General features: G+C 58.4%; 10 protein-coding genes and 1 pseudogene. 1 reads left to right on the plus strand and 10 read right to left on the minus strand.

What is annotated here, in order from left to right:
- Positions 1 to 53 precede the first annotated feature (53 nt).
- From RUM8411_RS20910 to RUM8411_RS20930, 5 genes and pseudogenes are all read right to left on the minus strand, one after another.
- Positions 54 to 13,331, minus strand: coding sequence for an autotransporter outer membrane beta-barrel domain-containing protein (locus RUM8411_RS20910; protein ID WP_143534952.1), 13,278 nt, complete (start codon positions 13,329 to 13,331; stop codon positions 54 to 56).
- Between the two features lie 964 nt (positions 13,332 to 14,295).
- Positions 14,296 to 15,024, minus strand: coding sequence for an amino acid ABC transporter ATP-binding protein (locus tag RUM8411_RS20915; RefSeq protein ID WP_085824673.1), 729 nt, complete (start codon positions 15,022 to 15,024; stop codon positions 14,296 to 14,298).
- Positions 15,024 to 15,884: an amino acid ABC transporter permease gene (locus RUM8411_RS20920; protein WP_085824674.1), complete on the minus strand. Its 861-nt coding sequence runs from the start codon at positions 15,882 to 15,884 to the stop codon at positions 15,024 to 15,026. Before RUM8411_RS20920 ends, RUM8411_RS20915 begins: the two co-directional genes overlap by 1 nt.
- On the minus strand, positions 15,885 to 16,709 hold the full coding sequence (locus RUM8411_RS20925; protein ID WP_085824675.1) for an ABC transporter substrate-binding protein: 825 nt from the start codon (positions 16,707 to 16,709) through the stop codon (positions 15,885 to 15,887).
- A 69-nt stretch (positions 16,710 to 16,778) separates the two neighbouring features.
- Positions 16,779 to 17,460: pseudogene (locus RUM8411_RS20930) on the minus strand (transposase).
- A gap of 21 nt (positions 17,461 to 17,481) precedes the next feature.
- Between RUM8411_RS20930 and RUM8411_RS23280 the strand changes: the two are divergent.
- Positions 17,482 to 17,847, plus strand: a complete 366-nt coding sequence (locus tag RUM8411_RS23280; protein WP_085824676.1) for a DDE-type integrase/transposase/recombinase — start codon at positions 17,482 to 17,484, stop codon at positions 17,845 to 17,847.
- Positions 17,848 to 18,112: 265 nt separating this feature from the next.
- On the opposite strand, the gene RUM8411_RS20940 is transcribed toward RUM8411_RS23280, so the two are convergent.
- The 5 genes from RUM8411_RS20940 to RUM8411_RS20960 are packed head-to-tail and all read right to left on the minus strand — an operon-like array spanning position 18,113 to position 24,066.
- A complete protein-coding gene (locus RUM8411_RS20940) occupies positions 18,113 to 19,654 on the minus strand; it encodes a M81 family metallopeptidase (RefSeq protein ID WP_085824677.1) in 1,542 nt (513 codons plus the stop codon).
- Positions 19,651 to 21,300 carry an amidohydrolase gene (locus tag RUM8411_RS20945; protein WP_085824678.1) on the minus strand — a complete coding sequence of 550 codons (1,650 nt, stop codon included), beginning with the start codon at positions 21,298 to 21,300 and terminating at the stop codon, positions 19,651 to 19,653. Before RUM8411_RS20945 ends, RUM8411_RS20940 begins: the two co-directional genes overlap by 4 nt.
- 11 nt (positions 21,301 to 21,311) lie before the next feature.
- Positions 21,312 to 22,235 carry an oligopeptide/dipeptide ABC transporter ATP-binding protein gene (locus RUM8411_RS20950; RefSeq protein ID WP_085824679.1) on the minus strand — a complete coding sequence of 308 codons (924 nt, stop codon included), beginning with the start codon at positions 22,233 to 22,235 and terminating at the stop codon, positions 21,312 to 21,314.
- Positions 22,232 to 23,212 carry an ABC transporter ATP-binding protein gene (locus RUM8411_RS20955; protein WP_085824680.1) on the minus strand — a complete coding sequence of 327 codons (981 nt, stop codon included), beginning with the start codon at positions 23,210 to 23,212 and terminating at the stop codon, positions 22,232 to 22,234. Before RUM8411_RS20955 ends, RUM8411_RS20950 begins: the two co-directional genes overlap by 4 nt.
- A complete protein-coding gene (locus tag RUM8411_RS20960) occupies positions 23,209 to 24,066 on the minus strand; it encodes an ABC transporter permease (RefSeq protein ID WP_085824681.1) in 858 nt (285 codons plus the stop codon). The genes RUM8411_RS20955 and RUM8411_RS20960 overlap by 4 nt, the downstream gene beginning before the upstream one ends.
- Positions 24,067 to 24,073: the final 7 nt, after the last annotated feature.

The following is a 24,073-nucleotide window of genomic DNA, read 5'->3' on the forward strand; positions in this document are numbered from 1 at the left end:
AGCGACGCCGCCAGCGCGCATACCCAAATTCTCATTCTGCTGTCCCTCATTTTTTAGAATTGTATCCCGACGCCAAGCCCGACTTGCAGGGCTTCGGTTGAGTCACCGAACACGTGGTCGAGGCTCAGGTTTAGGAAACTGCTGTCGTCCAAGGCATACAGCCCCAACTCAGCCGAGACTAGACCGTGTGTGTCGCCAATGTAGCTGGTGTTGGAGAAACCACCATCAGCAGCACTTGCACCAGAAAACCCTGCACTCACAGAAACTGTGTCATCAGATGAGAATATGGCCCCGGCCCGCAGGCTCGCCCGCAGTTTTTGCTTGGCGCTTAGGGTCTGTTCCGTTCCGATCTCAAGCGAAGGCGTCAGCGAATAGATCATTTCGCTGTCGTATTGCAAAACAACCCCTGACAAGGTCGCATCACCGTTGCTTTCGGTTGCCAGACGCGTGGCGTCGACGGCAATCTCGGGTTTCAGGAAGGAACTGCCGCCTGCAAACCTGTAATCATAGGCAACGCTCAGGCGCAGATTCTGGTGGTTCATTTTGTGTTTGATCGAGCTGACACCATTTGTGTTCACAGGCGTTCCATTGGGGAGCGTACCGCTGACCCCGCCAGAGCGCGCCGTATCATAATCTGACCAACCACCCGAAAGCATCGCTGCAAATTCCCATGAGCTGACATATTTGGTCAGCGAGGCACCCAGGTTAAACCGGTCACCAGTTGCATTGTATTGCGTCCCGTTCCTCAGGCTTATCTGGTCATGACCGAAGGCAAAGCCTGCATACAGATCATCCCCAACCGGCAGCCGGATACCGGCGGAAAGGTTGGTATTGTTGATGTCCAGTTCATCGTAGATACCGATTTGTTCGCGATCGTAGAAAGATCTGCCTCCAGAGAACCAGACACACCGGCGCGGATCGTCTCCTGATTGATGCTCAGTGTACCGTTCGCAATTGTGCAGAGCGTCGGCAAATACGCGTGTACCATAGTAGGCATCAACCACGTCTGCCGCGTAATCAGCAATTGTGAGACTGTCGATTGCTGCGATGACTTCGGCCTCGGACATCATGTTCCCGATCAAAGCGAACAGTTCGCCCTGTTCGACCGATCCCTGCCCGTTCAGAACCTGATTGATGTAATCACCAACCGCCGCCTGGTTCGCGTTCATGCCCGCGGTCGAGTAATCAGGTGTGATCACCAGATCAACCGAACTTCCGTCTGAAGTGGCTCCGTTCAGGCCGATGGTGTAATCCAGAACGACAGTATCCTGTATTACAGTACCGGCATCCGTCGCTGTTCCATCGGGGTTGATAATGACGAGCGGCAATGCACGTTCCAGCGTGTTGAGTTGCGGCAACAGCGTGCCGCCCATCGAGGCATCACCGGTAACATTGATCAGATCACTACGACCCCCCGACGCGCCCGTGGTCAGGAAATACACGTCGAAGGTCGACATTGCCGTATCACCAAAGGCAAGGCTGCCGGTAAGGTTTGTTGTCTGGCTGACATTTCCGGCGAAGATAAAATCACTGGACTGGATTGTGGGCGTCAAATCCGTGTTCAGACCAACATTGCCGCCCAGAACCAGATTGCCATTCACCTGCATTTGCCCGTCCGCGCCCAGATCGACCGTATCAAGCGAATAGAAGTCGGCACCTTCTTCGACAGTCAGGCTGTTTTGGCCCGCGCCCAGGTTTAGGTTCCCAAGCGCTGTACCCTTCAGCGAAATCTGTTCGTTACCGTCACCGCCATTCACAAGCTGATTGTTTGCGGCAATCAGCACACTCGCGTTGGACAGGGACAGCACATTATCGGCACCTCCAGACACAACGATGGATGCGACAGAATCCGCCTGACCGGTGCCGCCCATGACCACACCATCCAAACCAAGCGTGATTGCGTCAGCACCGTCACGGCCCTCGGATTGCGCAAGAACACCGATGCCGCCTTCTCCGACTGACAGGATATTGCCTGTTAGGTCCATGTCGATTGCGCCACCGGCACCCGCACCGCCCGCCGTGCCACGGAAGGCGTTGTCAACCATACCGCCGCCGCCGCCCAGAGACTGAGCCACGACACCAATCGCGTTTTTGCCGGTCGTCACGATGCTTCCGGATTGCGCAAACCGGATGTCACCACCGTCACCCCCATTGTTTGAGGATAGATCCACGGTAACCTTGCTGGCGTCTATATCCGTTGAAACAAGGCCGCCGCCGCCGCCGATACTCTGAATGACGAAACCGTGCGACCCTTTCCCGCTGGTGGTCACGTCGCCGGTATTGGCGAAATCAACATTGCCGCCGTCTCCAGACGAACCGTCCTGCGCGCCCAAAGTCACGTCCGCACGCCCAAGGCCGGACAAGACAACTTCACCGCCACCCGCGCCGATACTCTGGACGCTTTGGCCAAAGGACCGATCACCGCTTGTGAACACGTCTCCGTCCAGCAACAGATCGATATTGCCGCCATCGTTGTTAAAGCTGGGGTCAGACCCCAGGATCACCGAAGCGGTCTTTTCGGCCCCGGCCTGAACATCGCTGGTGCTGTTCAGAACCAGTTTGCCACCGCCGCCGCCAATGGACTGCGCCGCACCTGCCGATGAAAAGGCCCCATCGGTGCCAACATCGCCCGTCCGGCTGCCGTTTACGTCGCCGCCGCTGGCGTCATCCGTATCGATCGCACCCAGACGCGCCGTGATATCGATGCCGTCACCATCCTGAACGTTGACTGTGTTGGAAGACGTTCCACCGCCGCCGCCAACGCTCTGCAGCATCAGGCCGGTCGACCGGTCGCGTGTTGTGGCAATGTTGCCGTTATGGGACTGGGCGACCCGATTGCCAGCCATTCCTGACACATCATCACCGCCCAGGGCGATGTCGCTACTCACGACTGTGCCGGTCCCGGTCGATCCAGAGTTGGCAGTTGCCGCAGTGAAATCGACAAAGGTATCGACATTTCCGCCACCGCCGTTCACGGACTGAGCGAACACAGCTTCGCTGCCTTCACCGTTGACCAGAATATCTCCAGTCGAATTGACAGTCACAGTCCCAACTGCGCCAGTCGACCCTGAACGGGCCCCCAGCGCTTGCGAGATTGTATAATCCAGCGCCGAGATCAGCGGGGACGACACCGAATACCCCGCGTTGCCGCCGCCGCCACCTACAGATTGTGCATAGATGCCAAATCCGTTTTCGGCGTTCACGATAATGATGCCCGTGTGGTCGACCGTGACATCGCCACCATCTGCGCCCGATCCACCCGACCCGCCGATGGCGATATTCGAGTAGGACTTGCCGGTCATAGTGTTCTTGATGTCATTCACATCCATGGCAACGGCCAGACCGCCATTGCCGCCGCCACCACCAACAGATTGCGCCAGAATGCCATAAGCACCTGCGCCATCAACCTGAATACCGCCGCTATTTGCGACGATGACATTGCCAGCCATATTGCCGGTGCCACCAGAACCACCAATGTTCAACTGTGCAGTGGGCGAGCTGCTGTCCCCTGTCTTGAGACGCATCGTGCCGGTGATCGAACTTCCGCCATTGCCGCCGCCGCCACCGATGGACTGTGCCAGGATCGCGTGTGCGCCATCGCCGGTTGTCATGATCGTCCCGGCATTGGTCACCGATACGGTGCTGCCAGTACCGCCGTCGCCGCCCGAGCCGCCAAGGCCGAATTGTAGCGCGCGCCGCGTGCTGGCTTCGGCCCCGCCATAGCGCCCGTCTATCGAGATTGTCGAGCCGCCATTGCCGCCGCCGCCACCAACGGACTGCGCGAGAATGCCGTAGCTTTCACTGCCGGTCGTCAGGATCGTTGCATCAACTTCGTTTACAACCGTCACTGTGCTTGCAGATGCGCCAGTCCCGCCAGTGCCACCGATCAGAATGGCATTTGTGGTCGACCCGTCCGAAGACCGACCCAGAATGATGTTGCGCACCTGTTGCGCGTCACCACCACCGCCACCGACAGATTGCGCGTAGATGCCAATGGATTTGTCACCCGTTGTCTGGATGACGTCACGGTTTGTGACCGAGACCGCCGCAGAGGTCGCCCCGGTGCCACCGTCGCCACCAATCGATAGGGTCGCAGTGTTCCCAATATCCTTGCGCAGGCTAATGATGCGGTTTTCCACCACGCCACCCATACCCCCGCCGCCACCGACAGATTGGGCAAAAATGCCATGAGACATCGTGCCTGCCGTGCTGATCATGCCATCGCTGACCACAGTCACAGTGTCCGAAGTCATGCCGTCGCCGCCTGTACCACCGACATTGATCGACGCCGTTGTGCCAACCGTTGACGGTTTGACCAGCGCTTTGACGGTGTCGAGGTTCGATTGACCCGCCTGCACCATGCCGCCGGTGCCGCCGGCCCCGCCAATGGACTGCGCCAACAGACCAATCGACCGATCGCCAAAGGTTGCAATCTGCGCCGTATTGGTCACGTCAACTTTGCCACCAACGCCTCCGGTTCCACCTGTGCCACCAATTGACAGCGCAATCGAGATGCCCTTACCGGCAGAGTTGCTGGCCTTGCCGCCATTGCCGCCGCCGCCACCCACGGACTGAGCAAAGACACCGTGGGCATCCGCGCCTTGTGTGACCACAGTACCGGCTACAACGGTCGTGACATCGCCCGCTGCACCTCCGGTGCCGCCGTCAAGACCAACCGAAAGGCTGGCCTTATTGCCTTTGCTATCGCCGGATTTGGGCGTGCCAATGCTGACAGATGTCGATGTTGAGTTGCCGCCGCCATTGCCAATGGACTGCGCAAAGAACCCGTAAGACCTGTCACCCGCAGTGCTGACAAACCCATTCGAGCTGGCATAAACGTCGCCACCTCTTCCTCCGGTGCCACCTGTACGGCCGATCTGGATATTCACGTTGCCGCCATCCACTGATGTCGAGACCGAATTGTAACCGGCGTTGCCGCCGCCGCCGCCAACTGATTGGGCAAACAGTCCATGGGAATCCGCACCGGTCGTGGTGATGTCGCCGGTGTTGCGCACGTCAACCGAACCGCCAACCCCACCGTTCCCCGTACCGCCACCAATAGCCAGGCCAAAGCCCTTGTTGGTCGCATCCGAGGCCAACTCATACGTCATACCAAGGTTCAGGGCTGCGTTACCGCCACCGCCGCCGATGGATTGACCAAAGATCCCGTGGCTGCTGTGTTGCAACGTAATGACATCGCCGTAATGGTCGATATCCACCGTGCCGCCATCCCCGGCGGTTCCCGCATCACCACCGATCGCGATGACAGCCGACACACCGGTTTTATTGCCAGAGGAATCCGCCGGGTTCACCTTTCCTTCCAGCTCGTCCAGCACGCTGTTGTAGTTGGCGAGCACGGAATCATCCACACCGGTATTGGTCGGCGTTTTGCGGTTAGAGGAATCGCCCGTTCCGCCGTTGCTCTGATTGCCAGTGGTTTTGCTGATGCCCACCACCGCATTGATCCCGGCGTCTCCGCCACCGCCACCGATGCTTGAGGCCTCAATCCCGTGCGAGCCGACACCGTCAGTCAGTATGGTGCCCGCTGCTGCCGCAGCGGTGCCGCGTGCAACGGTGACATCGCCTGCATGACCACCGCCGCCGCCAAAGCCACCGATGCCCATTGCGATGGGCGAACTGTCCTTGGTGCCGACAAAGGTTGCATTGATCCCGCCGGTACCACCGCCGCCGCCAATGCTTTGGGCAAAAATACCGCGGGCGTGATAACCACTGGTGGCGATATTGCCAGTCTGCGTAACTGACACATTGCCCGCATCCGCTCCAGTACCGCCGTGACCGCCCAGACCACCAACGATGCTCAGGTCGGTTTTGCCGTCAGAACTGTTGGAATCGCCATAGTTCAGCTGGCCAGTCACGTTAAGCGCGCCGTTGCCGCCGCCGCCCGCGATAGACTGTGCCAGAACGCCGTGTTTCCAGTTGCCCGCAACCGAAACAAAGCCGGTGTGATCTACGTTCACATCACCGGACATATTGCCGTTGCCGCCAAAGCCGCCGACACCGAAAGTAACCGAAGGGATTTTGCCGTCTTTGCTCAGGGCAATGCCGCCTGAGACGTTCAGGCCCCCATTGCCACCGCCGCCGCCAATGGATTGCGCCATCAGACCAGCTGAGCCATCGGTATCCGGCTTTTCTTCATTGAAGACACCCATGTCGATGAACAAACGTTCCAACCCGAAAGTTGAAGCCAGTTCTTCGGTCTCATCAACAATCGTGTCCCCAAGGAAGTCGCGCAGCTTTTCTTCAAAAGTGGTGTCGCTGGGGATCGAGATATCGTCCGGGTTCGTTGAAACCGTAATATCGGCCTGGGCGGTGACGTTGACATCCCCCGCTGTGCCGCCGTTGCCCGCAAAACCACCAACACCCACGATCAAAGAGCTGTCGGAGACGATCCCGCCTGAGACATTCAGCCCGCCATTGCCGCCGCCGCCGCCAACGGATTGCGCCATCAATCCGGATTGTCCGGTACCATGCGCCATGATCGTGCTGCCGCTGCCGATGTTGACATCAACATTTCCGGCATTGCCGCCACCACCACCAAAGCCGCCGACGCCTACGACAACGGCATATGACTTGCTGCTGTCCGTCTGACCCGCGCCGGGTTTGCCGCTGATTGCAATGCCGCCAGACACATTGGTTCCACCGTTACCGCCGCCGCCGCCAAGACTTTGCGCGATGATACCACTGGCCCCTGCGCTTTCGTCGACCACAAAGGTGCCGTCAGGTTGTTGCACCATCGGAACCGCCTGAATGTTACCGGTATAGTCAAGATCAACCGCGCTGGCGTCGCCGCCTGCCCCGCCAAAGCCACCAACACCGGCAGCAACCGAGAATATTGTGTCAGAGCCGGACGGCTTGGTCAGCGCCAATGAGCCCGAGATATTCACACCGCCGGTTCCGCCGCCGCCACCAAGGCTCTGAGCAAACAGACCATGCGATCCGTCACCCGCAGTCACGACATCGCTTTGAACATCCAGCGTCACCGCACCGGCATCACCACCGCCGCCGCCAAAACCACCAAGGCCCAGACCAACTGCTGCACCCGACTTACCAGTCAGGTTCACGGCACCCGAAACGTTGAGGCCGCCATTGCCGCCGCCACCACCGACAGACTGGGCCATGACACCTATGCTATCGGCGCCCATCGTAACCACTGAGGTCGTACCGCCGGTATCCGTGCTGGACCGCAAAGTGCTGATTACTTCACCGCCGTTTCCGGCACCGCCGCCGAAGCCACCCACGCCCAGACTGATTGCACCGCCGTTTTGCTGGCTGATGCCCAGTGAGGCCGAGATATTCGTGCCGCCATTGCCGCCGCCACCGCCGACGCTTTGGGTCATAACACCGGTGCTGCGATCTCCGCTGGTGCCGACACCGCCCGTGACGGTCGACTGGACCAGCGCGCCGGCATCTGCACCACCTCCGCCGAACCCGCCAACACCGATGCCAACAGCGGCATTGGTCGACCGGGACAAGGACAGGGCAGCCGAGATGTTTGTGCCGCCGTTGCCGCCGCCACCACCCAAGCTCTGAGTCATTACCCCAACCGAGTCGTCACCGATCGTTGTCACGTTCCCCGTGACCTGCTGTGTTACGTTGTCCGCCGCACCACCGCTGCCGCCGAAGCCACCGACCCCAACCCCAAGACCGCCAGAAAAGTTACTGGCCACGGAAATAGCACCTGAAATGTTTGTCGCACCGTTGCCGCCACCACCGCCAAGGCTTTGCGCGATGATCCCGGCCGAGCGTGCGCCCGACGTGCTGACATTGCCAACAAGCGTGTTGTCGACCACATCGCTGGTGCCACCGCTGCCGCCAAATCCGCCAACACCGATTCCAGCAGCGCCTGATCCTGTGCGGGCAATACTGACAGCTCCCGAAACGTTCAGCCCGCCATTGCCGCCACCGCCGCCGACCGACTGAACCAGGACACCCGTTGAGTTTTCGCCCGCCGTCACAATGTCTCCGGTGACCGATCCCGTAGCGGTACTTGCGTTGCCGCCGCTGCCACCGGATCCGCCAATCCCCACACCAACAGCGCCGCCACCGGTGCCCGACAGGTTCACCGCGGCCGAAACGTTCAACCCGCCGTTGCCACCGCCGCCCGCAGCAGATTGCACAAGCACACCGCCAGAGTTGTCCCCCGCTGTGGTTACGTTGCCAACCACTGTTCCGGCCGCCGTATCCGAATTGCCGCCGCTGCCGCCACTGCCGCCAAGCCCGACAGACGCACCGCCGCTTCCCGTTCCCGCGACGGTTACCGTCGCCGAGATATTCATGCCGCCGTTACCGCCGCCACCGCCAAGGCTTTGAACAACAACGCCGCCGGATTCGTCACCCTGAGTCGATACGTCACCGGTGAGCGTTGCCTCCGCCGTGCCAGCATTGCCGCCGGTACCGGCCGCACCACCGAGACCAACCGATGCGCCACCAGATCCCGTTCCTGCCGCAGCAACCGCGACCGAGATATTCATCCCACCGTTGCCGCCGCCGCCGCCAACAGATTGGGCCAGCAGACCCGTTGAGGTTTCTGCCAACGTGACGAGATTCCCGGTTACATTCGCGGTCACGGCTGAGGCATCTCCACCTCCGGTGCCACGACCACCCAAACCTACAGCAGCTGACCCGGACCCTGTCCCTGCGCCGCCTACGGATGCAGAGATGTTGAAACCGCCATTGCCGCCACCACCGCCAATCGACTGAGCGACAACCGCGCTCGATTGCGCGCCTTCAGTTTGGACGTCATTTGCAACCGTCAGGCCCACGACACCGCCATTGCCGCCGCCGCTGCCGCTGCCACCCAAACCGACGGTAATTGCGCCCGCGCCCGTACCGGCCCCCGCAAGTGCCGGTGAAACGTTAAAGCCGCCATTGCCGCCGCCGCCACCGACGGATTGCGCCAGAATGCCTACAGACGCATCGCCTTTGGTCACAACATTGGCCGTAGTACTGGCCGTAACCAGGCTGCCATCGCCACCTCCGGCCCCGGACCCGCCCAGGCCAACAGATAATGCGCCGGCACCGGTTCCTGCGCCTGAAACAGTCGGCAATACATTGAAGCCGCCGTTGCCACCGCCGCCGCCAATCGACTGCGCGACAAATCCGCCTGAGGCGAAACCACCGGTCAGAATGGTGCCGTTGGACGTCAAAGTGACATCGCCACCCTGCCCGCCTGTGTCACCCGAACCGCCGAGCCCAACACTGACGGCGCCACTTGCAGTACCCGCGCCGGACAGAGACGCAGATACGTTAAAGCCCCCGTTACCACCGCCGCCGCCAATAGATTGCGCCACTACACCCGAGGATTGATCGCCCTGGGTTTCTACCGCGTTATTGGATGTCGCGATGACGGTGCTGCCGTCGCCACCCCCACCGCCCGAACCGCCCAAACCAACGGAGACCCCGGCACCTGCGGTACCTGATCCCTGCACCGAAGCACTGACGTTGAACCCGCCATTACCGCCACCGCCGCCAACAGACTGAGCCAGGAACGCCGTGGCCACTTCGCCTTGTGTCAGGATCGTGCCATTTGATGTCAGTGTAACCGCGCCCCCATTGCTGCCGCCATCACCTGTACCGCCCAGCCCTACGCTGACAGCTCCGGATCCGACGCCTGCACCGGCCCCTGTACCGGATATGTTAAATCCACCATTGCCACCGCCGCCACCAATCGACTGAGCCACAACCCCAGAGGATCGGTCTCCGGCCGTGACGACGGAATTTGTTGTTGTGAGGTTGACCGTTCCGCCAATTGCGCCACTGCCACCATTGCCGCCCAGGCCAACAGAAACCGCACCGCTGGCAACACCCGCACCAGCCACCGAGGCGCTGACGTTAAAGCCGCCATTGCCGCCACCGCCGCCAACAGATTGCGCCAGAATGGCCGTCGAATCCGCCCCGCCTGTGCTGACAGCGCCCGTAACCCTTCCGGTTACCGCTTGCCCGATGCCTCCGCCGGATCCATCTCCGCCAAGACCAACCGTGACCGCCCCGCCACCAGCGCCTGCGCCCGCAATTCCAGCCGTTACGTTGAACCCACCGTTACCACCACCGCCGCCGATAGATTGAAACACGACACCGCCTGAATTGTCGGCCAGCGTTGTCACATCTCCGGCAACTTGGCCTTCGACCACCCCACCATTGCCGCCACCTGTTCCGTCTCCACCAAGACCGACACCGATTGTTGCGGCGCCTGCGCCACCTGCTGCAACCCCGGCTGTGACGTTGAATCCGCCGTTGCCACCTCCGCCGCCAACAGATTGAATCACAACCCCTGTCGAACGAAGCCCTTCGGTCCGGACATCGCCATTGACGCGTACGCCTGTGACCGTTCCGCCAATGCCGCCACTTCCGCCATCACCGCCCAGCCCAACATCGACCGTCCCGGCGCCTGCTCCGCCTGCGGCCAGTCCTGCCGCAACGCTGAAGCCGCCATTGCCGCCGCCGCCGCCAATAGATTGAACAACGATAGCACCTGAGTCGTCACCGCGTGTGGTCACATCAGCATCGACCTGAGCGGTAACCGCGCCACCTGCGCCGCCGCCACCTGCTTTTCCACCCAGTCCCACACTGACCGACCCTGCCGCTGCACCACCGATATCGGCACTGGCACCGACGCTGTACCCGCCGTTGCCACCGCCACCGCCGACAGATTGTGCCACAACACCGCTGGAAAAGGCTCCGCTGGTTTCAATTGTGCTGCCACCCGCAACCAAAGTGACGTCGCCACCGGTTCCGGCTCCACCGCCATCTCCACCAACACCAACGTTGATACCTACCGCGGCCCCGGCGCTTGCGCTGATACCCGCAGCGATGCTGCCACCGCCATTGCCGCCACCGCCGCCAACGGATTGCGCAATCATCGCGCTGGAGTTCGTGCCTGTCGTCGCTATGTCAGCATTGGTATAAACCTGTACCAACCCACCATCACCAGCACTGCCAGCCTGACCACCGATGCCGATAGAAACGTTACCTGAAAACAGGGCCGAGGCGCCACCGGTCGCTGCCACAGCCAATCCGCCATTACCGCCGCCGCCACCCACGGACTGAAACAACATTCCAGTTGACCGGTTCCCGGTGGTGACAACTGTACCTTCGAAACCCGCGGCAGTCGCAACACCACTGCTGTTGAATTGCCCAACCGTAACAGACCCGCCTGTGCCGCCGGTACCGCCATCACCGCCTACGCCAACAGCCAGAGACCCGGAAACAGGGCCGCCAGAAACGGCCACCGAAACAGCATATCCGCCATTGCCGCCGCCACCACCAACAGACTGAAGCATGACACCAATAGCGTCATCCCCGCCGGTCTGCACAGACGCGGAACCGCTGCCGCTGATCGTTACGTCGCCGCCGTCACCGCCATTGCCTGCCGTACCTCCGACGGAAACCGAAGCCGCTCCGAACGCACCGACCGCAACCGAAACAGCCCCGCCTCCATTGCCGCCGCCACCGCCAACGGATTGCGCGAAAACACCTGTCGAACGGTCGCCCGACGTTTGAATGGCCGAAGGTTGGCTGCTGTCGGTGTTGGACAGCGTTACATTGACATCCCCGCCGGCGCCGCCAGCTCCACCATCGCCGCCGATGGCCACACCCACAAAAGCACCAACCGACCCGGACGATCCACCATTGCCGCCGCCACCGCCAATGGATTGGGCCAGAACACCCATCGCATCATCACCGGTTGTGGTTATGATCCCATCGTTCACGATTGTTACGGTCGACCCGCTGCCACCGCCGCTGCCGTTTCCTCCGACGGATACCATGCCGCCAGAAGAGCCGCCGTCGCCGCCACCACCACCAATGGACTGCGCAATGATCCCGCGCGCGCCATCACCGCCCGTCACGATACGTCCGAAGTTGCTTACACTGACCGCAGCACCCGTTCCGCCCTTGGAGCCGGTTCCGCCAATTGCGACAAGACCATAGGTGTTCGCACCGGTCCCGCCGCTGCCGCCGATGGACTGCGCCATAACCCCGTCGGCACCAGCGCCCGAGGTCAGAATGCTGCCCGTTCCTTGCACTGTGACGCCTACCGCGCTGCCGCTGCCGCCGTTCGAGCCGACACCGCCCAACGAAAGTGACACCAACCCGCCAGCTGTTCCGCCGGAACCGCCGCCGCCGCCAATGGATTGGGCAACGATGCCGCGTGAAAAATCACCCTGCGTTTCAATCGCTCCGGCATGCGTGACCGAAACCTGTCCGCCGTTACCGCCATTGTCCGCACCACCGATCAACGAAACCAAAAGGTTTCCACTTGTCCCGGCGGAACCGCCGGACCCACCGATCGACTGGGCATAAATCCCATTCGCGTAGTCGCCCGTTGTCAGAATACTGGCGCTTGACGTTGTGTTGACGGTCACCGTGCCGCCGCTGCCACCAAAACCGCCATCGCCGGACGAACCCACCAATCCCCACTGAGATCCACCATCGCCACCGTTATTCGAAACGCTCAGCGCATAGATGCCATCGGCGGAATCCCCGGATGTCGAAATCGCCCCATTTTGGGTAACGGTCACGTTGCCCCCATCAGACGAGTGCCCCCCGGTACCACCAACGGGGGCTAAAACACCGCTGCCACCGTTGCCTGCCTTGCCGCTTCGGCTGAACGCGAAAATACCATCATTGTCGCTGCCCGACGTTTGGATTGTGCTGCCGGTGGATTGTGTCGCGTTAACCGTACCACCCTTGCCACCATCGCCGCCGTCACGCCCATCCCAGAAACTCAGATATGAGTCGCCACCATTGCCGCCATCACCGCCTACGCTGCCGACTTGCCATCCTATGTTGCTGGTCGCGTTGACATCACTGCTCAGCGTCTTTGTCTGCGTCGGACCCGTCGACCCATTGCCACCTGAGCTTGGCGGAACAAACAATGCGCCGTCGCTCCCGTTGCTGCCGCCCTGGCCGTAGACAACCTGGTTTACTCCGTTCGGTCCTGAAACGTCCTGAGGTGGCGTCACCGTACCCGGAGTACCTGAACTGTTGAAGCCGCTGTTGTACTGCGAAAGTGTCAGTTGAGTGGACAAACTGGCCGTGCCAGATGCGCCTGAGCTGCTGATTTCTGCCGTTGTGCCGGAAATAGAGACAATCCCAAAAGACACCGGCGGATTGTCAGAGTTGTAGATTGTATCGCCTGCACTTTTAACGAGAAAAACATAGCCATCGGCCGTCTCTACAAATGCAGTTGTCCCGGCCGTAGGTGTTGAGGCCGGGTCCACGATCAGCGCGCTTACGGTGGTGTCCAGACCTGTCACCGGGTTGGTAACTGTGTCGCCGACTTTCGAAGTAGAGTTAGGAGCTGCTAGCAAAGACGTTGAAATCAAAACACAAAACGAAGAAACTAAAATCAGATTTGATTTATTTATCACCCTTGACCCCTAAAGCCGACTTAGTAAAAAACAGATGGGAATTAGCTGCGCTCAAGAAGAATTGCAACTGCTGCTTGACCAATCCCCATCACAATTCGAAGCAGAATATGCACAAGTTAAGAGCGACTAATGTGGCGTCGTTCGCACAAATTAAAATTCGTTTCTACAATTGCACAAATGCAACAAACAAGACTCAGCATTGGATTCGTGGCCTCATTTGATTTGAGTTGGATGGGTCGATACAAGCCACGATTGGGTACATCAAGTTCGAACCGCAGGTCGCCTGAAACCTGCGACGACTTCAGCACTGTCCAGGCGATATTTGGCATTTCGATTTTGTCGTTATGGCCATCTCTGGGCGCAAGTATTGGCTTTGGCGGGCTTGATCAGCAGGGCGTCGTTCTGGACGAGGCCCTCTAACCTAAACGGGATAACCAGGCTGCAAAACAGCTGCTGCGAAGCCTTATGCTGTGCTGGGCGCGGGATGACGGTTATTGAGGCGGATCAAGACCGCTGCATCTGTCGATTGACGCGACCAAGGTCAAAGCGGAGCGCGAACCCCATGTTACAGCAACTTCTCTTCACCTTCGCGGAAACTCAAATTGAAGAGAACGTACAGCCACACTGCGTGAGCAATGAACTGAGGAGGAAATCAGCGATGATTGCAGCTGACTGAAGATAGTTTCATCGATGTGACCTACGTCCAAATCTGGGCATCAGCAACCGAAGAACGGATAACGTGAAAACACCACTTGAACTCGCAGATCGCGAACCAGGCGGACGCCGGCGATGTAGGCGATGTCAAATAGACTACGGCGTTGGATTTGAACGCCGAAATATCCGCGATCCAAGGATAAACTCATGGCTCGGCCTTCAACGCCGCACAGAATGGCCAAACGCGGCGTCAAAGTACACGTGAAAGAAAGGCCTTGGTACGCGGTTCGCGCGGTGAGGCGAACAGCACGTCAGGCGGGCCTTGTTCCAAGATACGGCCCGCATCAAGGAAACATATCTTGTCCGCCAGTTCCCGGGCAAATCCCATCTCGTGGGTGGCAAGGACCATAGTCATTCCCTGCTTTCGCAGGTCGCGAAGAACGTCCAGCACCTCGCCTACGAGTTCAGGATCCAGTGCGCTCGTGATCTCGTCAAACAGCATGATTTGCGGTTCCATCGCCAACGCTCGGATTATCGCCACGCGCTGTTGCTGACCGCCCGAGAGCTGATCCGGGTAATGCTCCATCCGGTCGCCCAGCCCAAATCGGGAGAACAACTTTGCAACGCGTGGGCGCAGCTCTTCTCTGCTCAGTCTCCGCACGCGACGCGGAGCGAGCATCACATTTTCTGCGGCAGTCATGTGGGGAAAGAGGTTGTAGCTCTGGAATACAATGCCGATCTGTTGGCGTACGGGCTGGGGGTCTAGTCCCGGCTCGGAAATGTCTGTCCCGTCCAGCCAAATCACTCCATCATCTATGGGTTCCAGCAGGTTCATGCACCGCAGGAGCGTGGATTTTCCAGAACCTGACGCCCCGATTAAACAGACCATCTCGCCCTCGGCCACGTCGAGATCAATGCCTTTGCATACCTCGTGTTCACCGAACCGCTTCCGGACCCTTCGCAAGGATAACTTCGCCATCACGAACGCGCCCTGTTCTGCTTGTTCATCAAGTAATCCGCATATCGTGTGGCGGGTATGGTGAGCGCCAAAAAGATGAGCGCTGCGCCTACGTAAGGTGTGAAATTGGCATAAAGCGACTTGTAGACACCAGCTTGGCGGAAAATCTCCACCGGGCCTATGAAAGACAAAAGCGCCACGTCCTTCTGCAAAGCGATGAAGAGGTTCATATTGGCAGGAACCACATTGCGAATGGCTTGTGGCAATACCACAAAGCGCATGGTGTCCTGATCGCTAAGCCCCAGCGAGGCTGCAGCGGATCGCTGCGATTGGTGGATCGAGTCGATGCCGGAGCGGATCACTTCAGCCACATAAGCCGAGTAAACAAGAACCAACGCCAAGGTACCCCAGATATATGGGCTATTCCACGGCCGGGGCAGGCCAAGCCCTGGTATGCCGAAGCCGACGATATAGATGACAAGAACCACTGGCAGGCCGCGGAAGATGTCTGTGTAGGCAATCCCAAAAAGCCGAAGAGGAAAGAGTGCGGGTGCGCGCGTGTCCCGACACAGCGCAATGGCCAGGCCTGAGATCGCGATAAGCGGCGCGGACCATGCAAAAATCATCACATTCAGAAAAAAGGCCTCGAGCAGTCCGGGAAACGTTGCTGCGAAAACCCTCCCGTTGAAAAAAGCACGCTGGACGGCTTCCCAACCGGGGGCAAGCGGTACGAGGACGACGATAGCAAGAAGCACGCTGACCGTGGAGATCAGCGCGATACGGTTAGAACGCCGCCGGACCCCTGCCTCGTAAACCTCGCGGCGCGTGGGCGTTGAGGCTGGGTGTTCGACCGGGTTGTTTCGCAACGGTGTTTCGCTCATTTATTCGATAACCGGTACACCCGTAGCCTTGGACAACCACTGGGCTTCAATGGCTGCAAGCTCTCCGCTTTCGGTCAACTCCGAAATGGCCGCGTCGACGCATTCTTTCAGCAACTTGCCGTCCTCCATCAAAATGCCGAACTGGTCCGGGCTTTCCGACTGACCCGGTGGAAACTGACCCAACAACGCACCGTTTTCCACGACCACCGCTGACAGATAGAGCGCTGTGGGCAGATCATAAAGTGCCGCATCAATCTGGCCTGCCATTATGGCAGCATTAACATCTGCGTTGTCGTTATAGAGCAGCGGTGCATCTGAAGGCTGAATCACGTCGCTGAGCATGGGTATCGCCGTGGTTGTCGCCACCGCCCCCCATTTCAATGCCTTCAAGCCATCAAGCGTCGCTTCAGCCCCGGAATCGACAACATTCTGGGTGGTCAGAACCGCCATTGCAGAAGTGTAGTAAGGCAGGCTGAAATCGACCATTTCCTCTCGTTCGGGAGTAATTGAGTATTGTTGCATGTTGATGTCAAAGTTCTTCGCGCCTGGCTGAATCGCCTCGTCAAAACTTGTGCGAACCCAAGTGACTTTGTCTTGGCTAAAACCCATTTTATCAGCAATGGCATAGGCAACAGCAGCTTCGAACCCCTCACCGCTTTCAGGCGCATCGTTCATCACCCAAGGGTAATAGGCCGGGTTGCCTGTTGCGATAGTCAGGGTGCCCTCAGTCAGGGTTTTGCCCTTGGCGCAAGTCCCATCCCCTGCGGCGAGCACCGAGGTTGTTGAGAAAAACAAAGCCAGAGCTGTGCCAGAAATCAGTTTCATCCAAATGTCTCCCATTTTCTGATTGAGCACAGGTTCATACGGGCAATCGGATTTGTCTAGTGTCAGGACTCACAACCAATAGATTACGATTGCTGCGAGAGTGACTGCGGAGAGGAATACCTTTGGGCAGCGATCGTAACGTGTCGCGACGCGTCTCCAATCCTTGAGCCTGCCGATCATGATCTCGATACGATTTCTGCGTTTGTAGCGGCGCTTGTCGTACTTGACGGTTACCTTGCGCTGCTTGCGACCCGGGATGCAGGGGCGTATCCCTTTGTCTTTCAACGCTTCTCTGGACCAGTCAGCGTCATAGCCACGATCCCCAAGCAACCAGTCGACGTTTGGAAGACTGCTCAGTAATGCCCAGTCGCCAATCCGCGCAATCATTGCGTCGACCCGTCCGAAATCGACCAGACCGCGCCGCCCTTCTCACGCCCATACTGGTCGCCGTTCGGTGCGCTTTCAGATATGTGGCGTCAATCATCACGGTTTTCTCTTCGCCATGACGAGCCACCAACCCGACCATCATCTGGGCAAAATGCCCTTGTCGCTCCAGCGCTTCCACCGGTTGTACAGCGTCTTATATGGGCCGTATTCCTTGGGCGCATCACGCCTACGCAAGCTATTGCGACTAATGAATATAATCCCGCTCAGAACGCATCGATCATCGACGCGGCTTGCCGTGGGACTTTGGAAAACAGGGTTCAAGACGCGCCATCTGTGCGTCGCTCAACCAGTAAAGATCAAACATGTCACCGCTCAATGGAAATCAATGGGTCGTGACCCTAAAGCGCTGTCTTCGGATAGCAGACCTTGCAAGATCGTGCTCGACAAGGGTGGTTCCAATGCAGCCCGCATTCGAGAGGTAAACAATGCTCTGGAGCGATTTGGTTGCCGAACCAAGATGCACAAGATCAAATCCAAGAATCTAGACACCATGATCGAGCAGGATCATCGGTTTGTTAGACGACGAATTCGACACATGTGTGGGTTCAAATCACTCAGATCCGCCTCGGTTACATTGGACGGAATCGAGGTCGTCAACATGATCCGAAGGCAGCAATCCCCCAACACTTTGACGTCAGGCATTCGGCTAAACACCGTGATCACGGTACAGGTTTGCCCAATCTGGCGCTGACTCTAGCCGTTCCAAAAGTTTGCGACACATCCTCATGCTGCGCACTAGCTACAGGTCTTCAACATCTGCGGTGCTGCGTGCGAAGCGGCGTACGTCCAGTCTGCCCAAGCAATGATCTAGCCAGGAAAGCAGAACCGCTTCAGGCGCGATGTATTGGCCGAAATTTTCAAGGCCAGCAGATCGACCGATCCAGTCACGTGAATAAATTGGTAAGACCTGCCATTCGGTTCAAGCCAGATATGTTTGAAACTAAAACTGGGCCAAACTACAGAATGGGAACCTTCGTTCTTTTTGCTTCTTTAACATTACGTATTTCAGAAGCAGTTCCGCGCGTGACCGGCAGCCTTCTGGTGAGACAAGCGTAAGGGATTTTTTCCAGGTCGCAGATAAAGACACCTGGCGAAGAGACCGCAAAAACGCTGCCTGCGATTGGTTCGAAATCTGCCCGAAAATGTGTGGTGCTTTTGACGCAAATCAACGAATAAGCCGTCGGATTTAAACCGATATGCGTGAAATGCGCACGATCCAGACATTGGTTGCGTATACTTGTGACAACCAAGTCAATCTCGGCCTCTTGGCCAACCAAACGCAGAGCAGCCGTCTTGCCGAGCGTTGCGACACCGCCGCCATACATCTCTCCGGTATAGCGGCAGGTTCCGTCACCCAAAGCCAGAACTTCAAACTCTGCTTTAACCGGAACGTGCCCAGCCAAATTGGACTTTGCACCAATGGCAAGTTGGACCAGCGCGCCTTCACCTGCCGCATGGGCTTGATTTGCACTCTCCGGATCATGGAACAGACCCATCAAAACACTCTTGGCTCCACCCTCAATCAGTGCCGACAGCAACCCGGTGGTGTCTGACGTCCCGCCCGCACCTGCGTTGTCCTGGACATCTGCCAATACGATCGGTTTTTTTTGACTTGGGTGATTGGTCAACACAGCTGCTTCCAGTGACAACATCGAGCAATCAAGATCAGCTTCCCGAGCCATAAACACGTTGACGATCTCTTCAGTGGCAGCGACGGCTTTGTCCGCGGTCGCTGCGTAGGCAACACAGGACGGGCCTGTGTCGGGAAAATCCGCCGCCGTAAATCCAAGAGCGATCTCTGCCAGAATTTCCCGCTGCTCCAAGCTTGCTGGCATTTGACAGATTTCGTCAAAGGGCGGAGAACCGGTGTGTTGCGCGTGCAGGGGAATGAGGTAAGGCACCGCCCGAAACGCTTTGTATAGTGTCTCGCCCGCCAACAAACGCTGCAGGACAGGAACGCATCGCGCGCCCGTTTCTGCCATATCCAAATGAGGGTACGTACGAAAAATCGACAGGTAGTCCGCGTGTTCGACCATCTGCGCAGAGACATTTGCGTGCAGGTCCAAACTTGCCACCACCGGAACCCTGGGACCCACGATTTCACGCAGGCGGTGCAAAATCTCACCTTCACCGTCGGGAAGGCTTTCGGTGACCATTGCCCCGTGGAGATCAAGATAAACGCCGTCGATGTGACCCGCATCCCGAATTCCGTTCAATACCATCCCGCAAATCGTTTCAAACGCATGATCGGTTACATGGGCGGACGGCTCAGCAGAGCACCACAGTACAGGCACGACTTCAAACCCCGCCGCCAAAGCAGCCGCGGCAAAGCCTGCGACCGGCAGGTTCATACCCTCGGTTTCCAAGATAACTTGCGCACCGTGCAACATGCCTGGCCAGGAATCAGCCATCTCAAATTCGTTCAAACCGGCCTTTGTCACGCCATAGCAGTTGGTTTCATGCTGAATCCCCGCGATCACAATACGCTTGCTCGTCATTGCGTGTGCTCGATTTCTTGTTCAGCAGGCGTTGCGGCAAAAACACTTTGGCCGTTGCGAATTGTTTCAAGCACCCGCGTATCGGGCAGATGCTCTGGGGCGTTTAGTGGATTGCGTGAAAGGACGACGAAGTCAGCAACTTTGCCCGGTTCGATTGATCCGCGCTGATCCTCTTTGAACACCTGCCATGCAGCATCGATGGTCTGAGCGCGCAAAGCTGAAAGAACGCTGATTTTCTGATCTTCGCCAAGCAAGCGACCTGAAACGGATTTTCGATTTACCGCGCAATGGGCCAGATGGATCGGACGCGTTGGCGTGACCGAAGCGTCATTGTGGATCGTGTATCGCACGCCAAACCGTTCCGCTGAGGCTGCGGGCGATATCCGCTCGGACCGCTCAGGCCCCAGAAAGGTGTCGTAATGGCGATCTCCCCAATAATGGATGTGAGCAGGAAAGAAACTGACAGTGAGACCAAGCTGGGCCATACGTGCTAGTTGATCGTCCCGCAAGGCCTGGCCATGGATGATGGTATGGCGATGGTCTTCGCGGGGGTAAGCCTGAAGCACTTTTTCGACCGCATCGATGAACATCTCCGCACCCGCATCGCCATTACAGTGGCAATGTATCTGCAAATCCATGCGGTGGAGCTTGCTGACGTCGGCATCCATCTGCTCTTGTGAGGTGTAAATCATCCCGTAAGGGTGATCCAAATTGGCCGGTTTGAAATACGGGGCAGACAGATAGGCAGTCTGCAACTGAAAGGCCCCATCTGTGAACAGTTTGCGTGGGCCCAGTGTAAAATGCGGGTTACCCGGCCAGTTCGTGCTGATCCAGTTCTTGCTTAACTCAGGCTCCAGACTTCCGACCGGCAAGAGCTCTATGTCAATTCCCGGGTCCTGGTCTACGGGCAGGCTGGCGAAATGATCTAACATGTTTTGTGACGCCCAGGCGTTTTGGGCATACGTCACACCGTGGATCAGGTACTCGTCGCGACACGCGTCAAACCCCTGCCAAAACCTTTCGCGGTCGATCAGGAAATCCGTGTCGCCCATCTCACCCATGGCCGATAGCCCCTCGATCAATCCTGTCAGGGCTCCGGTTTTGGGATCACGGCCAAAGCGGCCACCATCCGGGTCAGGTGTGTGACTGTTCACCCCGCGCTTCTCAAGGGCAGCGGAATTGGCCACGCCGTTGTGCCCCGATGCATGAATAACCCAGATTGGATGACCGCGTGATACATCGTCCAACTCGGCCCTTGTGGGCATACGGCCTTCGAGAATTGACGTGTTGTCGAACAAAACCCCCATGACCCATTCACCCTCGGGCGTTGCGCGAACCTTCTCTCGAAGTCGGTCCAGCGCCTGAGCCATTTGCCTGCAATCACCTAAGGGCGGAGAGGACAGATCAACCCGGAATAGCCGGATGAACCCGGGATCCGGAAAATGCCCATGCGGATCGATAAAGGCAGGCATCAGAGTGCAGCCCTGCAAATCGCGTTCCTGAGCATCCGCAGGCATGCGTGCACGCAGATCAGCCTCGGCACCAACTGCCTGAATTCTGTTCCCTTCGGTCAGAACAGCCTCGGGCGAGGAGTTCTGCGCATCCATGGTCAGGATTGTGCCGTTGAAATAGAGGGTGCTTGGCATCTGGGTTCCTATTACGACAACGGGGCCAGACAACGCAGCCCGTGGCCACCGTTCACTTCCCATTCCGGGGTCTGGGTGCAGATTTCTTTGGAAAAAGGACAACGTTCGCGGAACTCACAGCCAGAAGGGCGCATGAGCAGGCTTGGGGGCTCGCCCTTGAGGGCTATCCGGTCCAACCGCGCATCCGGGTCGGGCTCTGGGTTGGCGCTCAGCAGGCAGCGGGTATAGGGGTGGCGTGGCTCATTAAAGATCGTCTCGGTGGTACCTTCTTCGACCAAACGGCCCAGATACAGTATGCCCATTCTATCGGCCACATGGCGCACGACGCTGAGATTGTGGGTGATGATCACCATCGCCAGACCCAGCCTTTCGCGCAGATCGTTGAGCAGGTTCAGCAACTCTCCCTGTACCGACACATCAAGACCAGCAGTTGGCTCATCCGCAAGGATCAGTTTGGGTTCCAGCGCCAATGCACGCGCCACACCGACACGCCGCGCTTGCCCGCCTGACAACTGGTATGGATAGCGATCCGCAAAATGCGTAGGCAAGTTGACCATTTCCAACAGGCGCTTGGCCTCGGTATCCAGATCGCGGTCTTTCATGCCCTGAATGCGATAGGGTTCAGTGATCAGGCTGCGGATGGTCAGGCGTGGCGAGAGGCTTCCGACCGGGTCCTGAAACATCATCGCCATGTCTTTACGCAGCGGACGCATGACCTTTTCCGGTGCGCCCCGGATTTCCTGGCCCTCAAAAGTGACCGATCCTTCCTGAGCGGGTGCAAGACCGGCAATGGCGCGAATTACCGTCGTTTTACCAGAACCACTTTCACCCACCAGGGCGTAGGTTTCGCCAGGTTCCACGGAAAAGCTGACACCCGCCAGCACATTAACTGCACCGTAGCTGGTGTTCAGGTCCACAACGTTCAGCAAACTCATGATGTGGCCTCCTCATGATTCAACCAGCAGGCTGCGTGATGGCCTTCTTTCAACTGATCCAGTGGCGGCACTTCGGTTGCGCAGCGCGCCAAGGCTTGATCACAACGATCGCGGAATATGCAGCCACCCGGCAGGTTGGCCAGATCGGGCACTTCACCGGGAATGGTCGGCAAAACGCGAGCGCGTTCCTTCAGGTGACCCGGGTCGCACTCGATCAGACGGCGTGTGTAAGGGTGTTTGGGATCGTGAAAAATTTCACGCACGTCACCGCTTTCGACAACCGCGCCAGCATACATCACAACCACCCGGTCGCAGAGTTCCGCGATCACGCCCAGATGGTGCGAGATGAACAGGATGGCACAGTGAAACTCGCGCTGCAGTTCTTGCAGGCGCTCGATGATCTGCACCTCAAGCGTGGCATCCAGCGCGGTGGTCGGCTCATCCGCGATCAAAAGATCAGGTTCGGACATCAACGCCATCGCGATGGCGATCCGTTGGCGCATCCCGCCAGAGAATTCATGCGGATACTGCTTTAGGCGCGCTTCGGGATCGGGAATACCAACTGCGCCCAGCATCTTGGTCGCATGCGCCCGTTTGTCCGCCTTTGATTGTTTGGAGCGATGTTGAATATCCAGCATCTGTTGCCCGATGGTCAGGACCGGATTATGCGTTTGCATCGGGTCCTGAAAGACAATGGATATATCAGCCCCACGCAGATCACGCATGTGCCGTTCGGACACCTGCAACAAATCCTGCCCCTTGAATCTAATTTCACCCTCGCGGAACCGCGTATTGGGAGCGGTCAAACGCAGGATGGATGAAATCAACGTGGATTTGCCGCAACCGGATTCCCCGACGATGCCAACGATTTCGCCCTTGTTGACGTTGAAGGTGATGTCCCTCAAGGCCTGGAGATCGCCGCGGCCTGTTTCGTAATCGACGCTGAGGTTGTCGATTTCCAGAAGTGTATCGGTCATCGCTGTTTCCTCAGTTTCGGGTCAACCACATCGCGCAGGCTTTCACCCAGGAACGTAAACCCAAGCGTTGCCAGGATGATCGGAAGGCCTCCGCCAACGACCAGCCAGGGGGTTTGGCGGATCAGGGAATACCCATCCTTCAGCAAAGCACCCCAGCTGGGTGTTGGGGGCTTCACACCCAAACCCAAGAACGACAGACCTGCCTCCAGTGCGATAACCGTGGGAATATCCATCGCCGCCAGCACCGCCAGAACGCCAATGATGTTGGGCAACATATGCACGCCCAGAATGCGCGCCATGCTGGCCCCCATCGACCGTTCGGCCAGGATGAACTCGGAATTGCGCAGCGTCAGCGTCTGTGTCCGGGCCACCCGGCCATAGGTCGGGATCGAGGTCGCCATGACGACAAACACAACTGTTTGCAGGCTGGGTCCGATCAGGGCCACAACGGCCAGCGCGAACATCACAGTTGGAAAGGACCGAATGGTATCGAAAAACAGCATCAGAAGGTTATCGAGCCATTTCGGCCCGTACCCGGCGATCATGCCCAGGGTCAGACCAATCGCCATCGCACCAAAAACAGCAGGCAACGCCACCTTCAGCGCGACCTGACCACCGGCGATAACCCGTGAAAACGTATCACGACCCAGTTGGTCAGTGCCCAGCAGATGCGCGGTGGACGGTCCTTGCATGCGGGATTTGATATCCATCGCGATCGGATCGTAGGGCACGATCCAATAGGCGAAGATTGCGCAGAAAACGATCACACCAACGATGATCAGCCCCATAAGCCCAAGCGGGTCACGGGCAACACCGACGATGATCTGCCCGAGTTCGGAACGTGATTTTTCCATAACGCCC

The organism is Ruegeria meonggei (assembly GCF_900172215.1).
Taxonomy (GTDB): domain Bacteria; phylum Pseudomonadota; class Alphaproteobacteria; order Rhodobacterales; family Rhodobacteraceae; genus Ruegeria; species Ruegeria meonggei.

Excerpts from the sequence above, each read along its gene's own strand:
- RUM8411_RS20915 (WP_085824673.1), bottom strand. The coding sequence starts at position 15,024 with ATGGCGAAGTTATCCTTGCGAAGGGTCCGGAAGCGGTTCGGTGAACAC.
- RUM8411_RS20920 (WP_085824674.1), bottom strand. The coding sequence starts at position 15,884 with ATGAGCGAAACACCGTTGCGAAACAACCCGGTCGAACACCCAGCCTCA.
- RUM8411_RS20925 (WP_085824675.1), bottom strand. The coding sequence starts at position 16,709 with ATGAAACTGATTTCTGGCACAGCTCTGGCTTTGTTTTTCTCAACAACC.
- RUM8411_RS23280 (WP_085824676.1), top strand. The coding sequence starts at position 17,482 with ATGGGTCGTGACCCTAAAGCGCTGTCTTCGGATAGCAGACCTTGCAAG.
- RUM8411_RS20940 (WP_085824677.1), bottom strand. The coding sequence starts at position 19,654 with ATGACGAGCAAGCGTATTGTGATCGCGGGGATTCAGCATGAAACCAAC.
- RUM8411_RS20945 (WP_085824678.1), bottom strand. The coding sequence starts at position 21,300 with ATGCCAAGCACCCTCTATTTCAACGGCACAATCCTGACCATGGATGCG.
- RUM8411_RS20950 (WP_085824679.1), bottom strand. The coding sequence starts at position 22,235 with ATGAGTTTGCTGAACGTTGTGGACCTGAACACCAGCTACGGTGCAGTT.
- RUM8411_RS20955 (WP_085824680.1), bottom strand. The coding sequence starts at position 23,212 with ATGACCGATACACTTCTGGAAATCGACAACCTCAGCGTCGATTACGAA.
- RUM8411_RS20960 (WP_085824681.1), bottom strand. The coding sequence starts at position 24,066 with ATGGAAAAATCACGTTCCGAACTCGGGCAGATCATCGTCGGTGTTGCC.